General features: G+C 72.7%; 25 protein-coding genes. 14 read left to right on the forward strand and 11 right to left on the reverse strand.

Annotated features, from left to right (window positions below):
- Window positions 1-55 precede the first annotated feature (55 nt).
- A complete protein-coding gene (locus OG349_RS33565; RefSeq protein ID WP_327238185.1) occupies window positions 56-703 on the forward strand; it encodes a CGNR zinc finger domain-containing protein in 648 nt (215 codons plus the stop codon).
- 39 nt (window positions 704-742) lie between these two features.
- Here OG349_RS33565 and OG349_RS33570 read toward each other — a convergent pair whose 3' ends face one another.
- The gene (locus OG349_RS33570; protein ID WP_327238186.1) at window positions 743-1,306 is read right to left on the reverse strand and encodes a universal stress protein; all 564 of its coding nucleotides are present in this window, start codon (window positions 1,304-1,306) and stop codon (window positions 743-745) included.
- 124 nt (window positions 1,307-1,430) lie between these two features.
- Complete coding sequence (locus tag OG349_RS33575; protein ID WP_327238187.1) at window positions 1,431-1,889, reverse strand: nuclear transport factor 2 family protein; 459 nt, start codon at window positions 1,887-1,889, stop codon at window positions 1,431-1,433.
- 117 nt (window positions 1,890-2,006) lie between these two features.
- Here OG349_RS33575 and OG349_RS33580 point away from each other — a divergent pair, with 117 nt between their 5' ends.
- Entirely contained in the window at window positions 2,007-2,579 is a 573-nt protein-coding gene (locus tag OG349_RS33580; protein ID WP_327238188.1) for a TetR/AcrR family transcriptional regulator, read from the forward strand.
- Window positions 2,580-2,658: 79 nt separating this feature from the next.
- Window positions 2,659-3,873, forward strand: a complete 1,215-nt coding sequence (gene manD, locus OG349_RS33585; protein ID WP_327238189.1) for a D-mannonate dehydratase ManD — start codon at window positions 2,659-2,661, stop codon at window positions 3,871-3,873.
- A 15-nt stretch (window positions 3,874-3,888) separates the two neighbouring features.
- On the opposite strand, the gene OG349_RS33590 is transcribed toward manD, so the two are convergent.
- Window positions 3,889-5,292, reverse strand: a complete 1,404-nt coding sequence (locus OG349_RS33590; protein ID WP_327238190.1) for a DUF2252 domain-containing protein — start codon at window positions 5,290-5,292, stop codon at window positions 3,889-3,891.
- 341 nt (window positions 5,293-5,633) lie between these two features.
- On the opposite strand from OG349_RS33590, the gene OG349_RS33595 reads away from it, so the two are divergent.
- The 3 genes from OG349_RS33595 (at window position 5,634) to OG349_RS33605 (ending at window position 7,906) form a co-directional block, all read left to right on the forward strand.
- On the forward strand, window positions 5,634-6,293 hold the full coding sequence (locus OG349_RS33595; RefSeq protein ID WP_327238191.1) for a TetR/AcrR family transcriptional regulator: 660 nt from the start codon (window positions 5,634-5,636) through the stop codon (window positions 6,291-6,293).
- Between the two features lie 4 nt (window positions 6,294-6,297).
- Window positions 6,298-6,540, forward strand: coding sequence for a hypothetical protein (locus OG349_RS33600; protein ID WP_327238192.1), 243 nt, complete (start codon window positions 6,298-6,300; stop codon window positions 6,538-6,540).
- A gap of 76 nt (window positions 6,541-6,616) precedes the next feature.
- Window positions 6,617-7,906: a methyltransferase gene (locus OG349_RS33605; protein ID WP_327238193.1), complete on the forward strand. Its 1,290-nt coding sequence runs from the start codon at window positions 6,617-6,619 to the stop codon at window positions 7,904-7,906.
- Between the two features lie 41 nt (window positions 7,907-7,947).
- Here OG349_RS33605 and OG349_RS33610 read toward each other — a convergent pair whose 3' ends face one another.
- From OG349_RS33610 to OG349_RS33620, 3 genes are all read right to left on the reverse strand, one after another.
- Window positions 7,948-9,144, reverse strand: a complete 1,197-nt coding sequence (locus OG349_RS33610; RefSeq protein ID WP_327238194.1) for a GDSL-type esterase/lipase family protein — start codon at window positions 9,142-9,144, stop codon at window positions 7,948-7,950.
- Window positions 9,145-9,160: 16 nt separating this feature from the next.
- Window positions 9,161-9,736: a TetR/AcrR family transcriptional regulator gene (locus OG349_RS33615; protein ID WP_327238195.1), complete on the reverse strand. Its 576-nt coding sequence runs from the start codon at window positions 9,734-9,736 to the stop codon at window positions 9,161-9,163.
- Window positions 9,737-9,831: 95 nt separating this feature from the next.
- Entirely contained in the window at window positions 9,832-10,251 is a 420-nt protein-coding gene (locus OG349_RS33620; protein WP_327238196.1) for a TOBE domain-containing protein, read from the reverse strand.
- Between the two features lie 188 nt (window positions 10,252-10,439).
- On the opposite strand from OG349_RS33620, the gene OG349_RS33625 reads away from it, so the two are divergent.
- The 6 genes from OG349_RS33625 (at window position 10,440) to OG349_RS33650 (ending at window position 18,112) form a co-directional block, all read left to right on the forward strand.
- Window positions 10,440-10,835, forward strand: a complete 396-nt coding sequence (locus OG349_RS33625) for a TOBE domain-containing protein (RefSeq protein WP_327238197.1) — start codon at window positions 10,440-10,442, stop codon at window positions 10,833-10,835.
- A 177-nt stretch (window positions 10,836-11,012) separates the two neighbouring features.
- Entirely contained in the window at window positions 11,013-11,831 is an 819-nt protein-coding gene (modA, locus tag OG349_RS33630; protein ID WP_327238198.1) for a molybdate ABC transporter substrate-binding protein, read from the forward strand.
- 40 nt (window positions 11,832-11,871) lie between these two features.
- Window positions 11,872-14,361 carry an ABC transporter permease gene (locus OG349_RS33635; RefSeq protein ID WP_327238199.1) on the forward strand — a complete coding sequence of 830 codons (2,490 nt, stop codon included), beginning with the start codon at window positions 11,872-11,874 and terminating at the stop codon, window positions 14,359-14,361.
- A 115-nt stretch (window positions 14,362-14,476) separates the two neighbouring features.
- Complete coding sequence (locus tag OG349_RS33640) at window positions 14,477-15,445, forward strand: LysR family transcriptional regulator (RefSeq protein WP_327238200.1); 969 nt, start codon at window positions 14,477-14,479, stop codon at window positions 15,443-15,445.
- A gap of 102 nt (window positions 15,446-15,547) precedes the next feature.
- A complete protein-coding gene (locus OG349_RS33645) occupies window positions 15,548-16,708 on the forward strand; it encodes an NAD-dependent formate dehydrogenase (protein WP_327238201.1) in 1,161 nt (386 codons plus the stop codon).
- A 360-nt stretch (window positions 16,709-17,068) separates the two neighbouring features.
- On the forward strand, window positions 17,069-18,112 hold the full coding sequence (locus OG349_RS33650; RefSeq protein ID WP_327238202.1) for a phosphatidylinositol-specific phospholipase C domain-containing protein: 1,044 nt from the start codon (window positions 17,069-17,071) through the stop codon (window positions 18,110-18,112).
- Between the two features lie 79 nt (window positions 18,113-18,191).
- Here the strand turns inward: OG349_RS33650 and OG349_RS33655 are convergent, their stop codons facing one another.
- Window positions 18,192-19,751, reverse strand: a complete 1,560-nt coding sequence (locus OG349_RS33655) for an ATP-dependent DNA ligase (RefSeq protein ID WP_327238203.1) — start codon at window positions 19,749-19,751, stop codon at window positions 18,192-18,194.
- A gap of 273 nt (window positions 19,752-20,024) precedes the next feature.
- On the opposite strand from OG349_RS33655, the gene OG349_RS33660 reads away from it, so the two are divergent.
- Window positions 20,025-22,319: a serine/threonine-protein kinase gene (locus OG349_RS33660; protein WP_327238204.1), complete on the forward strand. Its 2,295-nt coding sequence runs from the start codon at window positions 20,025-20,027 to the stop codon at window positions 22,317-22,319.
- 86 nt (window positions 22,320-22,405) lie between these two features.
- Window positions 22,406-23,068 (forward strand): O-methyltransferase, encoded by a 663-nt coding sequence (locus tag OG349_RS33665; RefSeq protein ID WP_327238205.1) that lies wholly within the window; start codon window positions 22,406-22,408, stop codon window positions 23,066-23,068.
- On the opposite strand, the gene OG349_RS33670 is transcribed toward OG349_RS33665, so the two are convergent.
- From OG349_RS33670 to OG349_RS33685, 4 genes are read right to left on the reverse strand one after another with little or no spacing between them, the layout of a single operon-like run.
- A complete protein-coding gene (locus tag OG349_RS33670) occupies window positions 23,046-24,167 on the reverse strand; it encodes an HAD-IIIC family phosphatase (RefSeq protein WP_327238206.1) in 1,122 nt (373 codons plus the stop codon). The two genes, OG349_RS33665 and OG349_RS33670, sit on opposite strands and share 23 nt — an antisense overlap.
- A 33-nt stretch (window positions 24,168-24,200) precedes the next feature.
- Window positions 24,201-25,307: an acyl-CoA dehydrogenase family protein gene (locus OG349_RS33675; protein ID WP_327238207.1), complete on the reverse strand. Its 1,107-nt coding sequence runs from the start codon at window positions 25,305-25,307 to the stop codon at window positions 24,201-24,203.
- Window positions 25,300-25,602, reverse strand: coding sequence for an acyl carrier protein (locus tag OG349_RS33680; RefSeq protein WP_327238208.1), 303 nt, complete (start codon window positions 25,600-25,602; stop codon window positions 25,300-25,302). Before OG349_RS33680 ends, OG349_RS33675 begins: the two co-directional genes overlap by 8 nt.
- Window positions 25,599-26,492, reverse strand: a complete 894-nt coding sequence (locus OG349_RS33685) for a 3-hydroxyacyl-CoA dehydrogenase family protein (RefSeq protein ID WP_327238209.1) — start codon at window positions 26,490-26,492, stop codon at window positions 25,599-25,601. The genes OG349_RS33680 and OG349_RS33685 overlap by 4 nt, the downstream gene beginning before the upstream one ends.
- Window positions 26,493-26,509: the final 17 nt, after the last annotated feature.

Genomic DNA, 26,509 nt, shown 5'->3' on the forward strand with positions numbered 1-26,509 from the left:
AGACTAACAGTCAAAAACGCCTATGGTTGTTAGAAGGGGAGTAGGGTGAGGGATCATGAGCAAGCAACCTGTTCTCAGCGCTCCCACCGCCTCGGGAAGCCCTCACGACTCCGGCGCGTCATTCGTGGGCGGCCACCCGGTCCTCGACTTCGCCAACACCGTTGCCTGGCGCCTGGACCCCGCCCGCATCGCCGACCGTGTCCAGGGCGCGGAGGCGTGGGCGCGCTGGGCCGTCGCCGCCGGACTGCTCACCGCCGACCGCGCGGAGGCGCTGCTCCGTACCGACAGGGTGGACTCCGTGCCCGGAGAGGCCGCGATCGCGGCGCTCAGGGACCTGCGCGCCACGCTCTGGCCGGTGTTGGACGCCCTCGTCGACAACGAGGAGCCTCCTGCCGGGGAGTGGGAGGCACTGCGCGGGGTGCTGGTGCTGGCCCGCGAGGACGCCGCCCTGCTCCCCGCCTTCCCTCTGCGGTGGCAGTCCGGTACGGACCGTCTCGACGGCCTCCGCCACGCGCTGGCGCTGCGGGCGGAGGACCTGCTGAGCGGGGACGGCGTGGACCGGGTCCGGCGTTGTGAGGGACCGGGATGCGGGTGGTTCTTCCTCGACCGCTCCCGGAGCGGGACCCGGCGCTGGTGCAGCTCGCAGGACTGCGGCAACCGGGACCGCGCGAGACGCCACTACTCCCGCAGCCGGCAGCACTGATGACCACGCGGGTGCGGGGGCGACCGTACGGGGGCGCCGTCACACCTCGGAGATCCGGCCGCCGTCCAGTTCCCGCGCGTCGAGTGGCAGCCGCAGGGCGTTCCGCCTGCTCGCCGTCTCCAGCTCCTGCTGCAACGGCGGGGGCGGCACCGTCAGTACGGGGCACGCCGCGTGGGCGACGCAGTACCGCGCCACCGAGGGGAACAGCGCCCGGTGCAGCAGGCCCCGGTGGCCCGTACCGACGACCAGCAGGTCGTCCTCGCGCGAGGCGATCTGGACGAGCGCCCGGCCGGGAGTGCCACGGCTGACGAGTCCGTCCACCGGCACGCCGGGACCGGCGTTCCCGAAGGCGTTCCGCAGGGCCGTGGCCAGTTCCAGGCCCGCCGCGCGGCGGCAGGCCTCCAGCAGGGGGACGGACGGGAGATAGCCGTGCTGGGTGAATTCGGCGGGTGGCGGGTCCCAGGCGAGTACGGCCCACAGCTGCCCGCCCGTCCGGCGGGCCTCGGCGGCGGCCCGGTGCAGGGCCGCGAGACTGCCCAGCGACCCGTTCACCCCCACCACCACACGCCGGTCGTTCGACGGGGGCCTGCCCGATGGGTGCATGGGACTCACACTCCTCGCCGGCGCCGCGTGCGCCGGGGTACCCCTCCATTGAACAGCCGTCCGGTACGGGTCCGCGAGGTGGCGGCCTTTTCCTGACGCGTCACTGGCGTGTCTCCCGCCTCACTCACCGCAGTGGGAACGGCACACCCCGCTCGGCCTCGGGGCGGGGACCGAAGATCCGGCGCTCGCTCTCCTCGATGGCCACGTCGTTGATGCTGGCCTCCCGGCGTGCCATGAGGCCGTTCTCGTCGAACTCCCACAGCTCGTTGCCGTAGCTGCGCCACCACTGACCCGCCGCGTCATGGCTCTCGTACTGGAAACGCACGGCGATGTGGTCGCCGTCGAACGCCCACAGCTCCTTGCGCAGCGCGTAGTCCAGCTCGTGCGCCCACTTCGCCGTCAGGAACTCCACGATGGCGGGCCGTCCGGTGACGAACGTGCCGCGGTTGCGCCACCGCGAATCCTCCGTATAGGCCAGCGAGACGCGCTCGGGATCGCGGGTGTTCCACGCGTCCTCGGCGGCCTGGACCTTCTGCCTGGCGGTGTCGGGGGTGAAGGGGGGAAGCGGCGGTCGGGCGGTCATGGTGACGTCCTCGGGGGAGTGTGACGGGCGGCCGGAGGCGGATGAGCGCAACCTGGGGAGAACCAACGTTCTCTCTCCTCCTGATACCGTAGAGAACGTTGGTTCTCGGGTCAAGGAGTGAATGATCAGGTGAAGGACGGGGCGGCGGCCAGGTCGCGGGCGCTGGACGCCGCTGAGCAGCTGTTCTACGGCCGGGGCATCCAGACCGTCGGCATGGACGACATCCGCGGTGCTTCGGGTGTGTCGCTCAAGCGGCTCTACCAACTCTTCCCGGCCAAGGAGCAGTTGGTCGAGGCCTACCTGGAGCGGCGGGACCTCGTGTGGCGGCGGCGGCTCGCCGACCGCGTGGACCAGGAGAGCGATCCCCGCGCGCGTGTCCTGGCCGTCTTCGACCATCTCCACGCGTGGTTCGGCGAGCCCGATTTCCGGGGCTGCGCCTGGATCAACGCGTACGGGGAACTCGGCGCCACCTCCCCGCGCGTGGCCGCCCAGGCCCGTACGCACCAAACGGCCTTCCTCCGCTACCTGGAGGGGCTGGCGGCCGACGCGGGACTGCCCGCGAGCACGGCCGGCCAGCTGCTGCTCCTCGCCGAGGGCGCCATGGTGACCGCCGGCATCTCCGGGACGCCGGAGCCCGCCCTCCAGGCGCGGGAGGCGGCGGCTCTGCTGACGGCGGCGGCGGACCGCTGAGTGCGGTGGGGTGCCCCGCTTCCCCCCTGAGTACGGTGGGCTGGCCCCGCTTCCACCACCGACAGGAGCCGCGCCCTCCATGAAGATCATCGCCGCCGACGTCCTCGTCACCAGCCCCGGCCGCAACTTCGTCACCCTGCGCCTCACCACCGAGGACGGCGTCACGGGGCTGGGTGACGGCACCCTGAACGGTCGGGAGCTGGCGGTCGAGAGCTACCTGCGCGCCCATGTCGCACCCCTGCTGATCGGCCGGGACGCCGGGCGGATCGAGGACATCTGGCAGTACCTGTACCGGGGCGCCTACTGGCGCAGGGGCCCCGTCACGATGGCCGCCGTCGCGGCCGTGGACACCGCGCTCTGGGACATCAAGGCCAAGACGGCGGGCATGCCGCTCTACCAACTCCTCGGCGGCGCCTCCCGGTCGGGCGCCCTCGCCTACGGACACGCCTCGGGCCGGGACGTACCGGAGATCCTCGACTCCGTACGCGCCCACCTGGAGCGGGGCTACCGCGCCGTCCGGATCCAGTCCGGGATCCCGGGACTCGACTCGGTGTACGGCGTGGACGGGGCGGCGGCCGACGCGCCGGCCGCGGTCGGCGGCCACCCGAGGCCCTTCGAGGAGGTCTGGGACACCCCCGCCTACCTGCGGCACATGCCCGGCGTCTTCGAGGCGGTCCGGGCGGAGTTCGGCCCCGCGCTGCCGCTCCTCCACGACGGGCACCACCGGATGACACCGATCCAGGCCGCCCGGCTGGGCAAGGACCTGGAGCCGTACGACCTGTTCTGGCTGGAGGACGTGACACCGGCCGAGGACCCCACCGCCCTGCGGCTCGTCAGGCAGCACACCACCACCCCACTGGCCCTCGGCGAGGTCTTCAACTCCCTGCACGACTACGGCCCGTTGCTCGGTGAGCGGCTGATCGACTACGTACGGTCGGCGGTCACGCACGTCGGGGGTGTCACCGCGATGCGCAAGCTGCTCGACCTCGCCGCGGTGTACGGCGTCAAGTCCGGCATCCACGGTCCCGCCGACATCTCGCCCGTCGGGATGGCGGCGGCGATCCATCTGGACCTGGCCGTGCACAACTTCGGCATCCAGGAGTACGCGCCGCACTCCGCGCGGACCCTGGAGGTCTTCCGGCCGTCCTACCGGTTCACGGGCGGTCTGCTGCACCCGTCCGACGCCCCCGGCCTCGGGGTGGAGTTCGACGACGAGATCGCCGCCCGCTTCCCGTACGAACCGGCGTACCTGCCCGTCAACCGGTTGGGCGACGGTACGGTCCACGACTGGTAGCGAGCGGTCGGGCCCTCAGCCCGTCGCCGGTATCCGTCCCGACGCCAGGACCGCCCGCAGGCCCGCGTGGTCGAGGGCGGTGCGGTCGGCGTACCGCAGCGCGAAGTCGGCGACGGCCCGGTCGAAGGTGTCGGCGCGGCCGAGGTAGGCCGCGATGGCGATCCGGTCGCCCGACCTGGCGTGCGCGCGGGCCAGGGCCGTACCGCAGAGCCGTGCGTGGTCCAGCAGGAGGGCCGGTGTCAGGTCGCCGACACGGCTCGCGCCCTTCACGTCGCGGAGCTGACGCCAGTAGAAGTGACGGCCCTCCGGTCCTGTCACCCAGCCGAGGAAGGGGTCGGCAGCCGCCTGGAGCAGCCGTTGCCCCGCGACCACCCGATGCCCCTGGTGTTCGTACGCGCCGCGCGGCAGCGGCGGGTCGAGAGCGGAGCGCCCGGCCTCCTTGATCTGGAGGAACAGCGGATCCGCCGAGTCGCGGCCCTCCAGCAGGACGAGGTGGCAGCGGACGCCGACGCCGCCGACCCCCACGACCTGGCGGGCCGCGTCCACAAAACGGAACCGGTCCAGGAGCACCCTGCGGTCCTCGGGCAGGGTGCTGCGGTAGCCGATGAAGATCCGGCGCAGCGCCGCCGCGTCGATGCGGCCCACCGGCTCCAGCACCGGCGGGTCGGGCGTGATGCGGCGCCGGCCGCCCGGCGTGTCGGTCAGCTTCTCCAGGGCGCGCAGGCTCGTCCGGTGCCGGGTGGCGGACGGGTCCGAGGCGGCGGAGGGATCCGGGGAGCGGGCGGGGTCCGCGGGGTCGGCGAGGTCCACAGGTCCCTCGGTGTCCTCCTCCGCGGGGCCGCGCTGCCCGGCCCGTACGAGCGCCAGCAGGTCCGTCGTGTCCAGATGCCGGTACCAGACGTCGAGTTCGCCGAGGTCCGCCAGCCGCCGCATCCACGTCCGGTACGCCTCCACGGCGGCCAGGGCGGCCCCGCGCGCCCGGTCGTCCGGCTGTCCGTTGTCGCGGGCCGCGACCGCGATGCTCGCGGCGAGACGTTTCACGTCCCATTCGAACGGCCCCGGCAGCGTCTCGTCGAAGTTGTTGAGGTCGAAAAGGAGCGTGCGTTCGGGAGAGGCGGAAAAGCCGAAATTCAACAGGTGGGCGTCCCCGCACAGTTGAACGGTCAGACCCGTGCGGGGACTGTGCGCCAGATCGGCGGCCATCACGGCGGCGGCCCCGCGCAGAAAGGCGAACGGGGAGGCGGCCATGCGCGCGTAGTGCAGGGGCAGCAGTTCGGGGATCCGTCCGCTGTTCCGGCTCGCCAGCACCGCGAGCGGATCGGTCCGGTGGGCGGGCGGGATCCACAGGCCGTGCGAGGAGCGGGACGCGTGGTGGCGTGCCGCGCGGCCGGTCAGCGCCCGGTCGGCGGGAGTGGTCATGGCGGCCCCTCTCGCTCGCGACGGCGCCTTGGCCGGTCCTGACACGTTCCTGCCCGGAACCGGCAAGCTCCTGCCGGCCCCTGACAAGACCCTGTCCGGTACTCCGTACGAGCATCACGCGACGGCGGCCCGGCAGCCCGGCGTGACGGCCGTTCGGGTGACCGGCCGAGTGACTGGCCGGGGTGACCACCCGGGTGACCGCTCAGGTGTCCGTTCGGGCGGCCGGGAACCCGGATTGTTCGCGGAACGGGCCCTACCGCTCTCCCGTGCGTGGCATGCTCGATAAGCGCCCTTACCGAAGCCGCGACCGCGTGTTCGGCAAGGCCCATGGGGGAGGTCGAATGGATCAGTACGGGGAATCAGGGGGTACGCCCCCGGCGGCCCTCACGGGACAGGCGCGGCGCGCCCGGCGCCGCGAGAGCCTGTTGTCCACCGCCCTCGAACTGTTCACCACACGCGGCTTCGCGGCCACGTCCATCGAACGGATCTGCGCCGCCGCCCATGTGTCCATCCGGGCGTTCTACGAGGAGTTCGAGAGCCGCGAGGCCCTGCTGATCGCCCTGCACAACGACATCGCCAGGGCCGGCATGGAAGCCGCCCTGGTGGTCCTCGGGGACCCCGCCGTCGCCTCCGCCTCCACCCGCGCCAGGGTCACGGCCCTGTGCCGCGCCTACCTCGCGACCGTCACCGCGGACCCCGCCGCCACCCGGGTCGCGTTTGTCGAGGTCATCGGAGCCGGACCGGCGGTGGAGGAACACCGGCTGCTCTGGCGCAGCCTGTGGACCGACTTCTTCCTGGGCGAGGCGGACCGCGCCGTCGGGCGCGGCGAGGCCGTGCCCCGCGACTACACCCTCGCGGTGGTCGCGCTCATCGGCGCGATCAACGAACTCGTCGCGCACTGGGCCCGCCACCACGCCTCGCTCTCCCGCGACCGGCTCACCGACGAGATGATCCACCACGTTCTCGCCACGCTCGGCACCCCCGCGTACGAAGGGAAGTGACTCGATGGCCGGCCTCTGGCACGAGGTGCTGCGCACGATGTCCCAGCCCGGGGCGTTCCCGGACGACGACCTGCTCGCGCGGGCCGCGGCGGACATCGCCCTGCGCGACCACCCCCATCCGCCCGCCGACGCCGAGGTGGTCCTGGAGATCGCCCGTACCGAATTCGCTGCGGTCCTCACGTACCGCCAGGCGCGGGCGGCCCTCGACAGCGCGCGCCGGCCCCCGGAGAGCGACACCGCGCCCTGACCAGGGCCCTCCAGCATCGGTCCCGGGTGGCCGCGCGGCGCGGACGTGCGGCCACGGGGGCTAGCCTGGGCGGACCATGAACCGTTTGACGACACTCTGGGGCGAGTTCGGCCTCACCCGATTTCCCGAGCATCCCCGCGAGACGCTGCGCGCGTGGGACAGCGCAGACGAGTACCTGCTGCGGCACCTCGCGGGAACGGAAGGTCCACAGGCCGGGCCCGACACCGTGCCGGGCCCGGACCCGGACACCGCCCCGGGGGACGGTTCGCCGTCCGGGCCGGATGCCCTGCTGGAGCCCGGCAGCGGCCGTGGCCCCGGTGCCACGGACCTCTCCGGCGCCGTGGTGGTCGTCGGGGACCGCTGGGGCGCCCTGACCACCGCTCTCGCCGCCCACCGGCGGGGGAGTGCCACCACGGGACCCCTCGTACAGATCACCGACTCGTATCTGACCCAGCAGGCGACGCTGGCCAATCTGCGCCGCGACGGCGCGGAGGCCGACGAGGTACGGCTCCTCTCCGCCCGGGACACCCCGCCGGAGCGCGTCGACGTCCTGCTGATCCGGGTGCCCCGGAGCCTCGCGCAGCTGGAGGACCAGCTGCACCGGCTCGCCCCCGCCGTCCACCCGGACACCGTGGTGGTGGGTACGGGACGGGTCACCGAGATCCACACCTCGACGCTCAAGCTGTTCGACCAGATCCTCGGCCCGACCACCACCTCGCTGGCGGTCAGGAAGGCGCGGCTGATCCACACCTCGCCCTCGCCGGGCCGGGTACGGGCGCCGTCCCCTTGGCCGCACAGCTACGCCCTGCCCGACGGGCTCGGAACCGTGTCCGGCCGTACGGTCGTCAACCACGCGGGCATCTTCTGCGCGGAGCGGCTCGACGTCGGCACCCGCTTCCTGCTGCATCACCTGCCGCGCCGCGAGGGCGCCGAGCACGTGGTCGACCTCGGCTGCGGCAACGGCGTGGTCGGTACGGCGATGGCCCTGGCCAATCCCGAGGCGCGGGTGACCTTCATCGACGAGTCGTTCTCCGCCGTGGCGTCGGCGGAGGCGACCTTCCGCAAGAACGTCGACGCCGGAACCGAGGCCGCGTTTGTCCTCGGTGACGTCCTGTCGGACATCCCCGCAGAGTCGGTCGACCTGGTGCTGAACAATCCGCCGTTCCACACCCACCAGTCGACGACCGACGCGACGGCCTGGCGCATGTTCAGCGGATCACGCGCCGCGCTGCGCCCCGGCGGCGAACTCTGGGTCATCGGCAACCGGCACCTCGGCTACCACACCAAGCTCAAGCGGCTCTTCGGCAACTGTGAGGTCGTGACGAGCGACCCGAAGTTCGTGATCCTGCGGTCCGTCAAGAACTGACCGGCGGGCGCCGGGTGACCGTCACGTGGCCCCGCGTACGGTCAGCCGGTCCCGGTGGTGAGCGGGCCGCCGTCGGCGAACGCCAGCCGCGCGAAGTTCTCGCCGATGCGGCGGTGTCCCGCCGGATCGGGGTGGACCCCGTCGGGCAGCGGGAACTCGGCGTGGTCCTTCTCGCCGAACAGCTCACGGCCGTCGAGGTAGTGCAGGTTCGGGTCGTCGGCAGCCCGCCGCGCCACGATCCGGGCGAGTTCGTCGCGGATGACGTTGAGCGTCAGGCGCCCGGCGGCTCGTTCGGCCGGGTCGCCGGTGGCCCTGAACCGCAGGGTGCCGCCGTCGAAGTCGGGGGCGAGGGGGCCGGGGGTGTCCTCCTGGACCGGGCACAGAAGGGCGGACACGACCAGCAGCGGGGTGGTCGGGTGCCCCTCGCGGACGGTGTCGAGGAAGCCGTCGACCGCCGGGGCGAAGGCGCGCAGGCGCATCACGTCGGCGTTGACGATGTTGATGCCGATCTTGAGGCTGATCAGGTCCGCGGGGGTGTCCCGTATCGCCCGGGCGGTGAACGGGTCGAGCAGTGCGCTGCCGCCGAACCCCAGGTTGACCAACTCCACCCCGCCCAGGGCCGCGGCCAGGGCCGGCCAGGTGCCGGTGGGGTGGGCGGCGTTCGAGCCGTGGCTGATGGAACTGCCGTGATGCAGCCACACGCTCCGCCCGCCGGCCGGCGCCGGCTCGACCGGAGCGTCGGTGCGCAGGGCGATCAGCTCGGTCGTCTCCGTGTGGGGAAGCCAGATCTCGACGTCCTTGTCACGCGCGGGCAGACCGGTGAACCGGGCGGTGCCAGGAGGCCCCTCGGCCAGTTCGGCGGACTGGGTCATCATGTCGACAATCGTGCGGACGTTCCCGCCGGGCACGGTGGCCTGGGCGGCGAGACGGCCGTCGACCAGCAGGTCGTACACGCCGTCCGCGGGGGGTGGGAATCCCCGGTAGGCCCGCTTGGTGGGCAGGGTGTCCAGTTCGACGGTGGTGGCCCGGGTACGGAAGACCAGGCGCACGCCGGACGGCTGGGCCTCGGCCACGGCCAGTTGGTCGTCGGGGATCTGCCGGCGGGCCCGGGCGGGCAGCCGGTGCGGGAGCAGGCCGTGCGCGGTCCGCTCCAGGTCGAGGAAGCCGCGCAGGAGGTCCGCGGTGACGGGGGTGGTGATCCAGTGGTGTGCGGCGTGCGTCTCGTGGTCGGTGCTCATCGTTCCAGCCTGTTGATCAAGAGGTGTGGGATGTCCGGGTACGGAGCAGCGCGTCGAGGGAGTCCAGGGTCCAGGCCCAGGACTCCTGCGGGTCGACGGCGGTGTGGCTGAAGCCGCCCGCCATCTCCAGGCTGACGTAGCCGTGGAAGACGCTGCCCAGCATCCGGACCGCGTGGGTCTGGTCGGGCTCCGTCAGGTCGTAGCCGCGCAGGATCGCGCGTGTCATCTGCGCGTGCCGCACCCCGGCGCCGACCGCCGCCGTCTCGGGGTCGAGCCGGAGGCGGGCGGCGTCGTACCGGCCGGGGTGCTCCCGGGCGTAGTCGCGGTACGCGTCGGCGAAGGCGGCCAGGGCGTCCTTGCCCGCCCGTCCGGCGACCGCGGCGGAGACCCGGTCGGCCAGTTCCTCCAGCGCGAACAGGGCGATCCTCGTCCTGAGGTCCTGGGAGTTCTTCAGGTGCGAGTACAGACTCGCGACCTTGACGTCGAACCGCCGGGCGAGCGCCGAGACGGTCACCTCGTCGAAGCCGACCTCGTCGGCCAGTTCCGCCCCCGCCCGCGTCAGACGCTCCGGGGTCAGCCCTGCTCGAACCATAACCTTCCTCCTGTTCGACTACAACCATCATGCATTTGCCTAACAGCTTTAGGCAAATCGGCCAGTCGTGATGGCGGAAGGTGCTGGTCGTCCCCTCAGAGCGTGGCGAGCGAGACCTCGGTCGACTTGATGAGCGCCACGACATAGGTGCCCACCACCAGGCCGAGATCCGTGACGGCGTCCGTCGTGACGGCGGACGTGAGGATGCCGCCCTCTACCGCCACCTTGACGCCCGACATGGCGCCACCTGACGTGATCTCCGTGATGGTGCCCGGGAGGTGGTTCCGGATGCTCAGCCCCTCGACCGAGCCGGTCGCCAGCGCGACCTCGGTGGACTTCGCCAGGGCGCGTACGGGTGTGCCCGCCGCGAGCCCCAGTTCCGTCACGGCCTCCTGCGTGACGGCGGCGGTGATCTCCTGCCCGCCCGCCAGCCGGACCTTGACCGCGGCCATGACCTCTCCGGGGGAGACGGCCGTGACGGTCCCGGAAAGCTGGTTCCGGATGCTCAAGCTCATGGGATGCGCCTCACAGAAGGGGTGAAATGCGGATTTTATCGATCAAATATCTCCGCACTCTAATCACACTCGGCGTCGGCGCGGCGACACGGGGTGGTCTGGATGTTTCTCCGACAAAACTCGCATCTGCCAGAGAGATCGCACCAAAGAATTGTGAATGCCAGGGAAATCGGCCTATCTTGTCGCACATGCAGTCCTACACAATCGGTCAGGCGGCGCGGCTTCTCGGGGTGAGTCCCGACACCGCGCGCCGCTGGGCCGATGCCGGCCGGGTCGCCACCCATCGTGACGAGGGCGGCCGCCGGCTCATCGACGGCAAAGATCTCGCGGCGTTCTCCGTCGAGGTCGCGCAGGGTGGTGCCGGCGAGGACGACGTGTCGTACACCTCGGCCCGCAACGCGTTCCCGGGGATCGTCACCGCCATCAAACTCGGCGATGTCGCGGCCCAGGTGGAGATCCAGGCCGGCCCGCACCGGCTGGTCTCCCTGCTGACCCGGGAGGGCGTCGAGGAGCTGGGACTGGAGGTCGGCATGCAGGCCACCGCCCGTGTGAAGTCCACCAGCGTGCACATCGACCGCACCTGACCCGTTCCGCCTCGCGATCACCTCCGCCTCGCGATCCGTACCCCTTCCTGCTCTTGCTGCTCTTCCTGTTCCTGATTCCTCCCGCACCAGGTCCGTTCCGCGCCACATCCGTCGCGCGTCAGGTCCGTTCCGTCCCTGTGGACCGCAGGGACGCACTGCCAAGGAGCCCCCACCCTCATGACCTTCACCTTCACCCGCCGTCGCGCCGCCGCCGCGCTCGTGACCGTCGCCTTCCTCGTCCCCCTGACCGCCTGCGGTGGTGACGACGACGGCGACAAGAAGCCCGAGGCCGCCGCGACGACGTCCGGGGCGGCCTCCGACGCGCCCGCCTCGGCGGACCTGACCGTCCTGGCCGCGTCGTCGCTCACCGACGTGTTCAAGACGGCCGGTGCCGCCTATGAGTCGTCGCACCCCGGTACGAAGGTGACGTTCTCCTTCGCCGGTTCGCAGGAACTCGCCGCCCAGGTCAAGCAGGGCGCCCCCGCGGACGCGCTGGTCACCGCCGACACCAAGACCATCGACGGGCTCAAGTCCGACACCGGCACCCCCACGATCATCGCCAAGAACCGGCTGGTGATCGCCACGGGCGAGGGCAACCCGGACAAGGTCGAGAACCTCAAGGACCTCGCCGACCCCAAGCTCAAGGTCGTGCTGGCCGCGCCCGAGGTGCCGGTCGGCCGCTACAGCGAGCAGGTGCTCGACGCCCAGAAGATCGACGTCAAGCCGGTCTCCCAGGAGCCGAACGTCCGCGCCGTGCTGAGCAAGGTCGAACTGGGCGAGGCCGACGCGGGCATCGTCTACAAGACCGACGCCGAGACCGCGCCCGACAAGGTCGACGCCATCGAGATCCCGGACGCGCAGAACGCGATCGCGCAGTACCCGGCCGCCACGCTCAAGACGTCGAAGCACGCCGAGGCCGCCGCCGCGTTCGTGGCCTGGCTCAGCGGTCCCGAGGCCCAGAAGATCCTCCAGGACGCCGGGTTCCAGAAGCCGTGACCCCTCCCGACGGGGGGCGGACCGCCTCCGGGGACGCCCGGTGAACCGGGCGTCCCCGGGCGGACGCCTCCGCCCCCGCGGCGCTCCCCTCACCCTGCTCCTGCCCGCGCTGGCCGCGATCGCGTTCCTGCTGCTGCCCCTGGTCGGGATCCTCGCCCGTACGGAGTGGAGCAGGCTCGGCACGCACCTGACGGAACCCGACACGGTCGAGGCGCTGAAGCTCTCGCTGATCGTGTCGTTCTGGTCCCTCGGGCTGTCCCTGCTGTTCGGGGTGCCGCTGGCCTGGCTGCTGGCCCGGGTGCGGTTCCCCGGCAAGACCCTGGTGCGTTCCCTGGTCCTGCTGCCCATGGTGCTGCCGCCCACCGTGGGCGGGGTCGCGCTGCTGCTCGGCTTCGGCCGGCGGGGGCTGCTCGGGCCCTGGCTGGAGGACAGTTTCGGCATCACGCTGCCGTTCCACACCTCGGGCGCGGTCCTCGCCGCGACGTTCGTGGCGATGCCCTTCCTCATCATCAGCCTCGAAGGCGCCCTCGCCGGTCTGCGGCCCGCCTACGAGGAGACCGCCGCGTCCCTGGGCGCCTCGCCGGTACGGGTGTTCCTCACCGTCACCCTCCCCATGGTCGCGCCCGGGCTGGCCGCGGGCGCCGCGCTGACCTGGGCGCGGGCGCTCGGTGAGTTCGGCGCGACGATCACCTTCGCGGGCAACCTGCCGGGCACCACCCAGACCCTCCCGCTCCGGGTCTACCTGCTGCTCCAGGACGACCCGGAGGCGGCGACCTCCGTCTCCCTGCTGCTGCTCGCCATCGCGATGGCCGTCCTGATCGCCCTGCGCGGCCGCTGGACGGGCGGCGGCACCCGCGAGCGCGCCACCCACGAGGTCCCCGACACAGACGCCCCGGGCGAGCGGGACTCCGCGCCCGGCGCGGGGAACACGCACGATCCGGGCGGCGCGTCCGGCGCGCAGGACCGGCGGGAGCCGCGCGGCGCGCACCGCTCGGAGGGTCCCGCCGAGGCCGGCGGTCACGGGCCGTCGGCCGACCCGGCCGGGGCCGGTCCGGTCGGCCGGCCGGGTGCGACGCGCCCCGGCGGTGCGGGGCGTCTGAGGCGTGCGCGCGGCTCGGGCGGCGCGTCCGCCGGGGGCGAGTCGGACTTTCCGCCCGGTGCGGGGAACACGCACGATCCGCACGGCGCGCGGGACCGGCACGACCCGCAGGAGCGGCTTCCTTCGGGCGGGGCGCAGGACCGGCAGGAGCCGTACGGCGCGCACCCTGCGGACGGTCCCGCCGGGGGCGTCCGGCGCCTGCCGGGGGGCGACCCGGCCGGCGCGGCGTCGAGCGACCCGGGTCGGCCGGCGGCAGGCGCCGGACACGTGGGCCGTGTGCGCGGCAAGCGTGCCGTAACGGATCCGGCGGCGCCCGCCGCAGGCGCGCGTGCCGGGCGTCCGAGCCGCACGCGCGGCAAGGGCGGTCCAACGGATCCGGCGGCGCCCGCCGCAGGCGCGTGGCGGTTGCACGCCGAGGTCACCGGGTTCACCCACCTCACCCTCGACGCCGAGCCAGGCACCACCATCGCCGTCGTCGGGCCCAACGGTGCGGGCAAGACCACCCTCCTGCGCGCCCTCCTCGGGCTCACCCCCCGCTCCCACGCCACGCTGCGCCTCGGCGACCTGGACGTCACCGCCCTGGCCCCCCACCGGCGCGACGTCGCCTGGGTGCCGCAGAACGGGGCGCTCTTCCCCCACCTCAACGCCCTCGCCAACACCGCCTACGGCCTGCGCGCCCACGGCGTGCGCCGTGCCGAGGCGCGCCGGGACGCCCAGGAGTGGCTCGACCGGCTCGGCGTCGGCCATCTCGCGGCCCGCCGCCCCCACCAGCTCTCCGGCGGCCAGGCCCAGCGGGTCGCCCTGGCCCGCGCACTCGCCGCCCGGCCCCGGCTGCTGCTCCTCGACGAACCGCTGGCCGCCCTCGACCAGACCACTCGGGGGCAGGTACGGCACACCCTCCGCCGCCACCTCGACGGCTTCGGCGGTGTCTGCCTCATCGTCACCCACGACCCCGTCGAAGCCGTCTCCCTGGCCGACCGGGTCCTCGTACTCGACGCGGGACGCGCCCTCCAGGACGCCCCGCCCACCGAGGTGACCCGGAACCCGCGCTCGCCCTGGGTCGCTCGGATGCTGGGCCGCAACGCCTGGCCGGGCACGTTCGGCCCCGACGGGCTGGTGCTCGGCGGCGGCGGAGGCCTCGTCGTCGCGGACCCGCTGGCCCCCGGGTCCGCCGCCCTCGCGATCATCGCCCCCGAAGCCGTCTCCGTACACCGGGACCGCCCGGCCGGCAGCCCCCGCAACGTCTGGCCGGGCACCGTCCGGGAGATCACCGCCCTCGGCAGCCGGCTGCGGATCCTGATCACCTCGCCCGAGGCGCCCGACCTGGTCGCCGAGATCACCCCCGAGGCCGCCGCGGAACTCGGCCTGGCCGACGGCGCCGCCGTCTGGACCAGCGTCAAGGCCACCGAAGTGACTCTGGTGGCCCTGTGAGAGCCGACCGGTCGGAATCCGGCCGGTCCCGCCGGGAATCAGGCCGGTCCAGGGGGTGGCCGGCGGCCCGGGGCCTGGCAGGGTGGAGGGGCGGAAGAGAGCAGGGGAGCACACGATGTTGCTGCGACAACTGGAGTATCTGGTCGCGCTCGCACGGGAACGGCACTTCGCCCGGGCGGCGGCGTCCTGCTACGTGTCACAGCCGTCGCTCTCCGCGGCGATCCGCAAACTCGAACGCGAGCTGGACGTCCCCATCGTCCGGCGCGGCCGCCGCTTCGAAGGACTGACGCCCGAAGGCGAGCGGGTCCTGCTCTGGGCCCACCGGATCCTCGCCGAGCGCGACGCGCTGCGCCACGAGCTGTCCGCGATGCACGACGGCCTCGCCGGCACCCTGCGCATGGGCGCCATCCCCACCGCGCTCGCCGCCGCCTCCCTGCTCACCACCCCGTTCGTCGAACGGCACCCGCAGGCCCGCGTCTCGCTCGACTCCCTCTCCTCCCGGGACATCAACCAGCGGCTCGCCGAGTTCGAACTCGACATCGCCGTCACCTACTTGGACGACGACAGCCTCTCGCATGTCCGCAGGACCCCGCTGTACGAGGAGCGCTACCTCCTCCTCACCCCGCAGGACGGCCCCATGGCCGGACAGGACGTCGTGCGGTGGGCCCAGATCGCCGCGCTGCCGCTCTGCCTCCTCTCCCCGCAGATGCGCAACCGCCGCATCATGGACGAGTACTTCGCCGCCGACGGCGCGCCCGCCGTGACGCCCGCCATCGAGACCGATTCCGTGGCCGCGCTCTACGCGCACCTGACGGCGGGACGCTGGTCCAGCGTCATCTCCCACGCCTGGCTGCACATGTTCGGCGTGCCCGACGGCATGCGCGTCGTGCCCCTGGAGAAGCCGGCGCACGGCCCGCGCGTCGGCCTGGTCATCGCCGACCGCACCCCCGAACCCGTCCTGGCCAGGGCTTTGTTGCAGATCGCCAGGGAAGCGGGCGTACGGGAAGCGTTCGACGGTCTCCTGGACACCTACCTGCGCCCGGCGGGACCACCGGCCGACAGGCCGCGCCGCGACCGCGGATAGCCGTTGCCTATCCCGGCATAGACACTTTCGCTTTGCCGTCCCCGCTGGTCAGGAGGATCCTTTCAACCATCTTCCCGCACCGAACGATGAGGAGCCGCCATCATGGCAAAGGTGCTGTGTGTGCTGTACGACGACCCGATCGACGGGTACCCGAAGACGTACGCGCGTGACGACATCCCGAAGATCGAGAGCTACCCCGGCGGTCAGACGGCGCCCACTCCTCAGGGCATCGACTTCACCCCGGGTCACCTCCTCGGCAGTGTCTCCGGCGAACTGGGCCTGCGCGGCTACCTGGAGTCCCAGGGGCACACCCTGGTCGTCACCTCCGACAAGGACCGTGACGGTTCGGTCTTCGACCAGGAGCTGGTCGACGCGGACATCGTCATCTCGCAGCCCTTCTGGCCGGCGTACCTGACGGCCGAGCGCATCGCGAAGGCCAAGAACCTGAAGCTCGCCATCACGGCCGGCATCGGTTCCGACCACGTCGACCTCGACGCGGCCATCGCCAAGGGTGTGACCGTCGCCGAGGTCACGTACTGCAACAGCATCAGCGTCGCCGAGCACGTCGTGATGATGACGCTGGGCCTGGTACGCAACTACCTGCCGTCGAACAAGATCGTCCTGGACGGCGGCTGGAACATCGCCGACGCCGTCGCCCGCTCGTACGACCTGGAGGGCATGCAGGTCGGCACCGTCGCCGCCGGCCGCATCGGCCTCGCGGTGCTGCGCCGCCTCGCCCCCTTCGACGTCGGCCTGCACTACACCGACCGTCACCGTCTCCCGGAGGCCATCGAGCAGGAGCTGAACCTGACCTGGCACGAGAGCGCCGAGGCCATGGTCCCGCACTGCGACGTCGTCACCATCAACGCGCCCCTCCACCCGGAGACCGAGGGCCTGTTCGGCGACGAGCTGCTCTCCAAGATGAAGCGCGGCACGTACCTCATCAACACCGCGCGGGCGAAGATCACCGACCGCGACGCGATCGTACGCGCGCTGGAGAGCGGCCAGCTCGCCGGCTACGCGGGCGACGTGTGGTACCCGCAGCCCGCCCCGGCCGACCACCCGTGGCGGACCATGCCGAACCACGGCATGACGCCGCACATCTCGGGCTCCTCGCTCTCCGCCCAGGCCCGCTACGCCGCGGGTACGCGCGAGATCCTGGAGAACTTCTTCGCGGGCACGCCCCAGCGCGACGAGTACCTGATCGTCGACGGCGGCGCCCTCGCCGGTGTGGGAGCGCACTCCTACTCCGTCAAGAAGTAAGTCCTTCAAGGAGCAAGTCCTTCAAAGAGCAAGTCCTCGAAGGAGTAAGGATGTGACGAAGCGTCAGCACCGCGCCCGCCCCTTCGCACGAGTGGCGGCCGCGCGTGACCGGCTCTTCGGACGGCCGAACCTCGCACACGGCTGAACATCCGCAGACAGCTGAGCTTGACCCCGCTACCCCGGCCGCGCCCTCGGCCGGGGCAGCGGCGTATGGGGGCCCGGGCGCGGTGTGTTGGCCTTCCGTGCGTCGCCCGCGTGATCGCACCCGTAAGCTCGTGTCCCCCCGTACGTCACTGAACTCCCCTACGCTCCTCCTCGGTTGACATGCCCCACACATGCGCTCCAGGAGGATCAGGGACTATGGCAAAGCTCCTTCGTACGACGGTGGCCGCCGGTGCCGTCGCACTTCTCGCCCTCGCCACCACCTCGGCCCGGGCGGCCGACACCGGTCAGCTGCCGTACTCCTCCACCACCGGGGTCGGCGTGCACAACGCCTACGTCAAGACGACGTTCCCGTACTTCGCCGACGCCCTGGACTCCGGCGCCGGGATGCTCGAACTCGACGTGTGGACCAACGTGTTCGGCGCCTCCTGGCGCGTGTCGCACGACAGTCCGGTCAGCAACAACAACAACTGCGCGAACGCCACCACCGTCGCGCAGCTGCGGACCAACACGCAGAACCGCGACCTGGGCGGCTGCCTCACCGACCTCAGAACGTGGCACAACGCCAACCCCGGCCACCGGCCCATCGTCCTCAAGGTCGAGATGAAGGACGGCTTCCTGGGCTCGGCGGGCCGCGGCCCCGCCGCCTTCGACGCCCTCGTGACCAGCAAGCTCGGCGACGCCGTCTACCGGCCCGGTGACCTGGTCGGCAACCGCGCCACCCTCGACGAGGCGTCCCAGGCCGGTGCCTGGCCCACCCGCGCGCAGCTGGCGGGCAAGTTCATCATCGAGCTGATCCCCGGCACGGTCGAGGAGCAGAACCCCTTCGACACGCTGTGGACGGACCGGGAGTACGCCACCTACCTCCGCGACCTCAAGGCGGCCGGCCGGCTGGGCGAGGCCACGGCCTTCCCCGCCGTGCACAACGTCGCGGCCGGCGACCCGCGCACCCGCTACGCGGACGCCTCGATCCGCCCGTGGTTCGTCTTCTTCGACGGTGACGCCTCCGCGTGGGTCGCGGGCGGGATCGACACCGCCTGGTACAACCAGCGCCACTACTTCGTCCTGATGACGGACGCCCACAACGTGGCGCCCGCCATCGACGGCAGCAACCCCACCGAGCAGCAGGCCCGGGATCGGCTGTCCCTGCTGGCGGGTAAGAACGCCAGCCTGATCTCCGCGGACTGGCGCTCGCTTCCGACGGTTCTCTCGTCGGTCGTCCCGCGCGGCACCGCTCAGTAGCCGCGCGGCCCGGGACCGGCCGTCACCGGTCCCGGGCCCTTCACCTTCCCTGGCCGGCCGCTGGTCCCCGCCGGACCGCTCATCCCGGGCTGTGGGCGGCCAGCACCGTCTCCACCGTGTCGGCGTCCGCCGCCCGCTTGTCCTCGCGGTAGCGGACGACCCGCGCGAACCGCAGGGTCACCCCCGCCGGGTAGCGGGACGACCGCTGGAGCCCGTCGTACGCGATCTCGACGACCAGCTCCGGCCGTACGGTCACGGTGAAGCCGTCGTCGCGCACCGCCAGCTCGCGCAGCCGGCCGGTCTGCCACTCCAGCATCACGTCCGTCAGGCCCTTGAAGGTCTTGCCGAGCATGACGAACGACCCGTCGTCCCGGCGCGCGCCCAGATGCAGGTTCGACAGCTTCCCGGTGCGCCGGCCGTGCCCCCACTCGGCGGCCAGCACCACGAGGTCCAGCGTGTGCACCGGCTTGACCTTCAGCCATCCCGCCCCGCGCCTGCCCGCGCTGTACGGGGTGTCCAGCGCCTTCACCACGACCCCCTCGTGGCCCCGCGCCATGGTGTCCGCCAGGAACGCCTCGGCGTCCCGGGCGCGCGTGTCGGCGGTGTCCCCGCCGCGCCCCTCCGTACCCGGCACCACGATCCTCCGTACCCGCATCGGCTCGGGGACCAGCCGCGCCAGCGCCTCGTGGCGTTCCGCGAACGTCAGGTCGAGGAGATCCTCGCCGTCGAGCGACAGGATGTCGAAGAAGACGGGGGAGACCGGCACCGCCGTCGCGGCGGTCGCCACGTCCGTCCGTGACCCGACCCGGCTCGCGATCTCCTGGAACGACCGGGGCCGGCCCCGCTCGTCCAGCGCGATGACCTCCCCGTCCAGCACAAAACCGTCGCCGTCCAGCGTGGCGGCGATGTCCACCACCTCGGGCAGCCGGTCGGTGATGTCGTCGAGCGTGCGCGTGAAGATCCGTACCGTCCCGCCGTCGCGGTGCACCTGCACCCGGATCCCGTCCAGCTTCTCCTCCACGGCGCACGCCCCGAGCCGGCCGATCGCCTCGGCCACGTCCGCCGCGCTCTGCGCCAGCATCGGCAGCACGGGCCGGCCCACGGTCAGCAGGAACTCCTCCAGCACGTGCGGGCCCTCCGCCAGCAGCCGCTCCGCCACGTGCTGGAGCGAACCGGCCAGCATCACGGCCCGCCGCACGGCGCCCGCCGCCGCGCCCGAGGTCTCGGCCAGCGCCTCCACGGCGACGGCGTCCAGCGCGCCCTGCCGTACCTCGCCGGAGATCAGTCCCACGAGGAAGCGCTGCTCCTCCCCGGTGGCCGCCCCCAGCAGCTCCTGCACCAGCCGCCGCCGCTCGGCCTGCGAGCCGGGCCCGGACACGGCCGCGAGAGCGGAGAAGGTGTCGTCGACATGGTGGACGGTGAGGGTGGCCCGGCCGGCCGGCGGCGGCGGGTCCTTGAGCGCGTTCCAGCCGATCCCGATCCGGCCCTGGGGGAGCCGTCCCGCCAGGTAGGGGATGACGACGGGCACGTCCTGGGGACCGGCCGTACGGAAGAGTCCGGCCAGCATGGAGATCTTCCGGGAGCGCGCCGATGTCTCGGCGACCTCCCGGGAGACGCGGGCGAGCGGTGCCAGCAGCATGCTGCCATCGTGCTACGCCGAGCGCGCGTCCGCCCGGCGAAACGGCAGCCGCCGTCCTCCGGGCCGCCCGGATTCCCCATGATCGGCCGGCGGGGCGTGGTGATCAGCCCGCAGGACGCCGTGGTCGGCCCGCGGGATGTCGTGGTCGGCGTGCGCGACGCCGTGACACGGTTCCGTCACACGGCCCGTCCCCGTACACACCACACGGCCGGGCGGCCATACTGGGTACGGGCCGGGGAGGGCGCGGCGAGGCGACGGGGGCGACAGCACGCGATGGCGGACACCAGGCTGATCCAGGGCCGGTACCGGCTGCTCGAACTGATCGGGCGCGGGGGGATGGGCGAGGTGTGGCGCGCGCGGGACGAGTCGCTCGGCCGGCGCGTCGCGGTCAAGTGCCTCAAGCCGGTGGGTCCCCCGCAGGGCGACGCGGCCGGGCGGGTCATGCGCGAGCGGTTCCGGCGCGAGGCCAGGGTCGCGGCGGCGCTCCAGCACCGCGGGGTCACGGTCGTCCACGACTTCGGTGAACACGACGGTGTGCTCTACCTGGTGATGGAGCTGCTGGAGGGCCGGGACCTGGGCCAGCTCCTGGAGGACAACAAACGCGGTCCGCTGCCGGTGGCCGAGGTCGTCGACATCGCGGAGCAGGTCGCGGACGCCCTCGCGTACACCCATGAACAGGGCATCATCCACCGCGACTTGAAGCCCGCGAACATCATGCGGCTCACCGACGGCACGGTGAAGATCTGCGACTTCGGCATCGCCAGGCTGGGCCGCGACCTCGAACAGACCTCCCAACTCACCGGTATGGGCGTCGCGATGGGGACGCCGCACTACATGTCGCCCGAGCAGATCGGCGCGGGCGACATAGACCACCGCTCCGACCTCTACTCGCTGGGCTGTGTGCTGTACGAAATCGCCACGGGGGCACCGCCGTTCGACCTGGAGGACGCCTGGTCGGTGCTCGTCGGGCACCGGGACACCGTGCCCGAGCCCCCGCGCACGCACCGGCCCGAACTTCCCGTGTTCTTCGAGCGGATCGTCCTCGACCTGCTGGCGAAGACCCCCGACGAACGGCCGGCGGACGCGGGCGACCTGCGGCGGCGGCTCGGCGCGGGCGCCGGAGGGCAGGGGCTCGCGGTGGCGTACGTACCAGGTCCCGGGCACGACTACGGGCGTGGGCGGCACAGCCTCGGGTACGGGACCGGCCAGGTGTACGACTCCGGCCCCCAGCTCCCCGGCGCGGCCCCGCTGCCGTCCTGGACCCGGGGCATGACCACCGGGCACAAGGCGACCGGTACGACGGTCCTGCCGTCGCCGCTCCCCGACCCCACGACCCTGACCGGCGGATGGACCGGCCCGGCCGGCCCGCACCCCGCGCTCCTCCCCGACCGGACGTACGAGCCCCACACCCTGGGCCCGTCCCCCGAGCGCCTCGCCGTCCTCGCGGGCCGCCACGACGCCGGGGTGAGCCTCGGCCGCGCGGGCCGCTGGGCGGAGGCGGAGGAGACCCACCGCGACGTCGCCGCCGAACGCGCCCAGACCCTCGGCCCCGATCACCCCGACACCCTCGCCAGCCGGTACGAGATCGGTGTCGCCCTGAGCGGTACGGGACGCACGGCGGAGGCGCTGCGCGAGTTCGGGAGCGTGACGGAGGGCCGCGAGCGCGCGCTGGGCCCCGACCATCCCGACACCCTCGCGGCGCGTCAGGAGACGGCGTACGCGCTGGGGCGGCTCGGCCGGCACTTCGAGGCCCACGACCTGTACGCCTCGGTGCTCGCCTCCCACGAACGCACGAAGGGCGACGAGCACCCGGACACCCTGCGGTGCCGTCACCACCTGGCGGGCAACCTGAGCAGGCTGGGCCGGCTGGAGGACGCGTACCAGCTCGCCAGGGAAGTGGTACGGGTCCGGGCCCGCGTCCTCGGCACCACGCACCCCGACACGCTCGCCACGCGCTGCGAAGTGGCCCGCACCCTGGGGCTGTTGGGGCGCTGGGCGGAGGCGCTCGGCAGCTACCGCGAGGTCGAGGCGGCGCGGGCGCGGGCGCTCGGTCCCGACCACGCCGACACGCTCGCGGCGCGCTACGAGGTCGGCATCTGCCTGGGCCGCCTCGGGCGCGACACGGAGGCGCTGGACCTCTACCGCGCGCTGGCGGACGACCTCAGGCGGGTGAGCGGCGGGGCCGACCCGGAGACGTTGCGCGCCCGGCACGGCGTCGGTGTGAACCTGGGGCGGCTCGCGCGCTGGGAGGAGGCGCTGCGGGAGGCCCGGGAGGTCTGGGCGATCCGCGAGCGGGTCCTCGGCCCCGACCACCCCGACACGCTGGTGAGCCGCCGTGAGGTCGCCGTCGGCCTGGGCTGGCTGGGTCGCTGGGAGGACGCCCTGGCCGGCTACCGCCAGGTCGCCGGCGCCCGCGAACGGGTCCTGGGCGCGTCCCACCCGGACACCCTGACCAGCCGCGGCGACGAGGCGCACTGCCTGGAACAGCTGGGCAGGAACGCCGAGGCGACGGAGCTGTACCGCCGGGTTTCCGCCCTGCGCGGCGAACGCCGGGAACCCCGCGCGTGAACCGGGAGGCGCGGGGCGCGCAGCACCCCGCGATGGTGCCGGAATGCGCCATTGAATGACGGTGGAAAACCCTCTACGGTTTTGATATGGCGAATCAGATTGCGGCCGGCCCTGACCTTCTCGAATATGTGCGGGAGTTCTCACTCAGGGAGGACGGGATTCTGCGCGATCTGCGCCGTACGACCGCGGAGCTGCCCGCCGGCGAGGCGATGCAGGTCATGGCGGAGGAAGGGCAGCTCCTCGCGTTCCTGATCGCGGCGACCGGTGTCACGGAGGTGCTGGAGATCGGCACCTTCACCGGCTACAGCACCCTGTGCATGGCGCGCGCCCTTCCGCCGCACGGCCGATTGGTCACCTGCGACATCAGTGAGCGGTGGCCCGAGATCGGTGCCGCGTATTGGCGGCGGGCGGGGATGTCCGAGCGGATCGATGTGCGAATCGGCGAGGCGGCGGAAACGCTGGAGAAAATGCTCGCCGACGGTTTGTCCGGCCGTTTCGGTCTGGTTTTCATCGATGCCGACAAAGCGAATTATCCGCGGTACTACGAACTGGCCCTGCGGCTCGTGCGGCCGGGCGGTCTTGTGGTGGTGGACAACACGCTCTTCTTCGGCCGGGTCATCGACCCCCTCGCCGTGGACGCGGACACCGCCGGTGTCCGCGAGGTCAACGCCAGGATCCGGGACGACCGGCGGGTCGACCTCTGCATGCTCCCGATGGCGGACGGCATCACTCTGGTCCGCCGGAGGTGACGGCCGCCGCTGGGTCGCTGAGGTCCGGAGCGGTCAGCCGGGCCGTCGTGGGGGCGTCCCGCCGCCCGGGGACCAGGTGCAGCAGCTGGACGTCCTCGCCGGAACCGCCCGGGACAGCGGCCCGGCAGTCACACGGCCGCTCGTCGAAACCCGCGAACCGGTAGGCGATCTCCATCATCCGGTTGCGGTCGGTGGCGCGGAAGTCCGCCAGCAGATGCACCCCGGCCCGGGCGGCCTGGTCGGCCAGCCAGTTCAGGATGATCGTGCCGACGCCGAACGCCACCACCCGGCACGACGTGGCGAGCAGCTTGAGATGCCACGCCTCCGCGTGCTTCCTGAGCAGCAGCACACCCACCGCGCCGTGCGGCCCGAAGCGGTCGGAGAGCGTCGTGACCAGGACCTCGTAGCCGGGCCGGGCGAGGAGCGAACGCAGCACCGCGTCCGGGTAGTGCACCCCGGTCGCGTTCATCTGGCTGGTGCGCAGGGTCAGTTCCTCGACCCGGGACAGCTCGTCCTCCGTGGCCCGCCCGACGCGCATCACCATCTCCAGCGAGCGGAGGAAGTCCTCGTGCGAGCCGGGGAACCGCGCCCGCTCGTCCGTGCGCCGGAAGCCGGCCTGGTACCGCTGCCTCCGCTGTCGCGCGTCGACGGTCACCGGCCCCGGGCTGAACTCGGGCAGGCCGAGCAGCGCCGCCGCGTCCTCCGCCGGGTAGCAGCGCACCTCCGGCAGGTGGTGGGCGACCTCCGCCCGCTCCGCCGGCTGGTCGTCGATGAAGGCGACGGTGCCGGGAGCGAAGCCCAGCTGTTCGGTGATCCGGCGTACGGCGTCGGACTTGCGGCCCCAGCCGATCTCCGGCACGACGAAGTAGTCGGCGACACCGAGCGCCTCCAGCCGCGCCCAGGCGAGGTCGTGGTCGTTCCGGCTGCACACCGACTGGAGTACGCCCCGCGCGTCCAGGCCGGCGACCACCTCGCGGACCGCTTCGGACAGGACGACATCCTCGTCCTCCAGCAACGTGCCCTGCCACAGCGTGTTGTCGAGGTCCCAGACCAGGCACTTCACGGCCACGGGCGGGACCGGCGGCGCGGTGTCGCTCAACTTCGGCTCCTTTTCCGGAGGTCACGGGCGAGGTCACGGCAGGCCGAGCGCGTGGTCGGCCAGGATCAGCTGGCACATCTCGTTGCTGCCCTCGATGATCTCCATCAGCTTGGCGTCGCGGTACGCCCGCGCGACCACGTGACCGTCCTGGGCCCCGGCCGACGCGAGCACCTGGACCGCCGCCGCCGCGCCCCTGGCCGCGTGCCCGGCGCTGACGTACTTCGCCAGCACGACGGCGCTGACCAGGTCGGCGGCGTTCTCGTCCCAGCAACGGCTGGCGTACTCGCAGGCCCGGGTGGCGACCTGCTCGGCGGCCCACAGGTCGGCCAGGTGCCGGGCGACGAGCTGGTGGCGCCCCAGAGGCCGGCCGAACTGGTGCCGGGACCGGGCGTGGCCGACGGCCGCCGCCACGCAGGCCCGCAGGATTCCCACACACCCCCAGGCGACGGAGATCCGGCCGTAGGCCAGAGCCGTCGTCACGAGCAGGGGCAGCGGCTGCCGCCCGCCACCGAGCAGGCTGCCGAGCGGCAACCGCACCGCGTCGAATCGGACGTCCGCGTGCCCGGCCGCCCGGCAGCCCAGGGGATCGGCCACCCGCCGCACCGTGACGCCCGGGGCGGTCCTGGGCACCACCGCCACCGCACCCCCCTCGTCCATCCGTGCCACGACCAGGAAGAGGTCGGCGTACTCGGCGGCGGTCACCCACGACTTGCGGCCGGTCAGCGACAGGCTGTCGCCGTTGACGGTGACCGTGGTCGTGACGGCCGACAGATCACTGCCCGCCTCCGGTTCGCTGAAGGCCACGGCCGCCGTGTCGCCCGAGGCCAGCCGCGGCAGCAGAGCCGCCGCCTGCGCCGGGTCGCCCAGCCGCTCGACGGCCCACGCGGCCATGCCCTGCGAGGTCATGACGCTCCGCAGCGAACCGCACAGACCGCCGACGTGGGCGGTGAACTCGCCGCTGTCCGCGCTGCTCCACCCCGGCCCGCCGTACCGCTCCGGGATCTGCGCGCTGAGGTGCCCGGCCGCACCCAGTTTCCGTACGACGTCCTCGGGCAGCCGGCCCGCCCTGTCCCAGCCGGACGCCCGGTCGCCGACCAGCCCGGTGACCGCCGAGGCCGCCGCGGCGACGGCTTCACGCACCAGGGCCGCCGGGGGCCGGCTGCCGGAGCCGTTCGACCAGCGCGGACATCCGGTGCACCGTACGGAAGTTCTCCATCCGCAGATCGCCGCCGCGGATGGAGACGCCGTACGTCCTCTCCAGGTGCACCACCATCTCCATGGCGAAGAGCGAGGACAGCCCACCGGAGCCGAAGACGTCCGTGTCGGCCGCCCAGGCCCGCCCCGTACGGTTCGCCAGGAACAGGAGCAGGTCCGCCTGGACGACGCCGGGGTCGCCGACGGGTTCCGGCACCTGCCGGTCGGATGACGTGGTCATGCTTGTTCTCCCTCGTACTCGTAGAAGCCGCGCCCGCTCTTGCGGCCGAGGTGGCCGGCCCGCACCATGTCCAGCAGCAGGTCGCAGGGGCGGCACCCTTCGTCGCCGGTCCTGCGGTGCAGCACCCACAGCGAATCGGCCAGGTTGTCCAGCCCGATGAGGTCGGCGGTGCGCAGCGGGCCCGTCGGATGACCCAGGCAGCCCTGCATGAGCCGGTCGACCGACTCGGCGCTCGCGGTCCCCGCCGCCACCACCCGGACCGCGTCGTTGATCATGGGGTGCAGGATCCGGCTGGTGACAAAACCCGGCGCGTCGTTGACCACGATCGGCTGCCTGCCCAGCGCGGCGAGCAGGGCCCGCAGCGCGTCCAGGGTGGCCTCGCCGGTGTGCGTGCCCCGGATGACCTCGACCGTCCGGATCAGATAGGGCGGATTCATGAAGTGGGTGCCGATCAGGTCCACCGGCCGTACGGTCGCCCTGGCCAGTTCGTCGATGGGGATCGCCGACGTGTTCGAGATGATCGGAGTGCCCGGCGCGACCAGCGCGGACACGTCCGCGAGGACCTTCGCCTTGGCGTCGGCGTCCTCGGTGACCGCCTCGATCACCGCGGTGGGGGCCGCGTCGCCGGCCGTCACCAGGTCGGCGAGCGACAGGCCCGTGACCAGATGGCCGGGAACGGCCCCGTCCGGCAACGCGCCCATCAGCCGTGCCGTGCGTACCTGGTGACCGATCCGCGCCGGAGCGTCGTCCAGCCGGCGCCGGTCCAGGTCGATCAGCGACACCGCCATCCCGTGCCCGACCGCCAGCGCGGCGATGCCCGACCCCATCACCCCCGCTCCGAGCACCGCCAGTCGCAGCCCGGCGCCGGGCGTACCGCTCTCCGCTGTCATGTCGCCTCTCCTTCGGT

Source organism: Streptomyces sp. NBC_01317 (assembly GCF_035961655.1).
GTDB lineage: Bacteria > Actinomycetota > Actinomycetes > Streptomycetales > Streptomycetaceae > Streptomyces.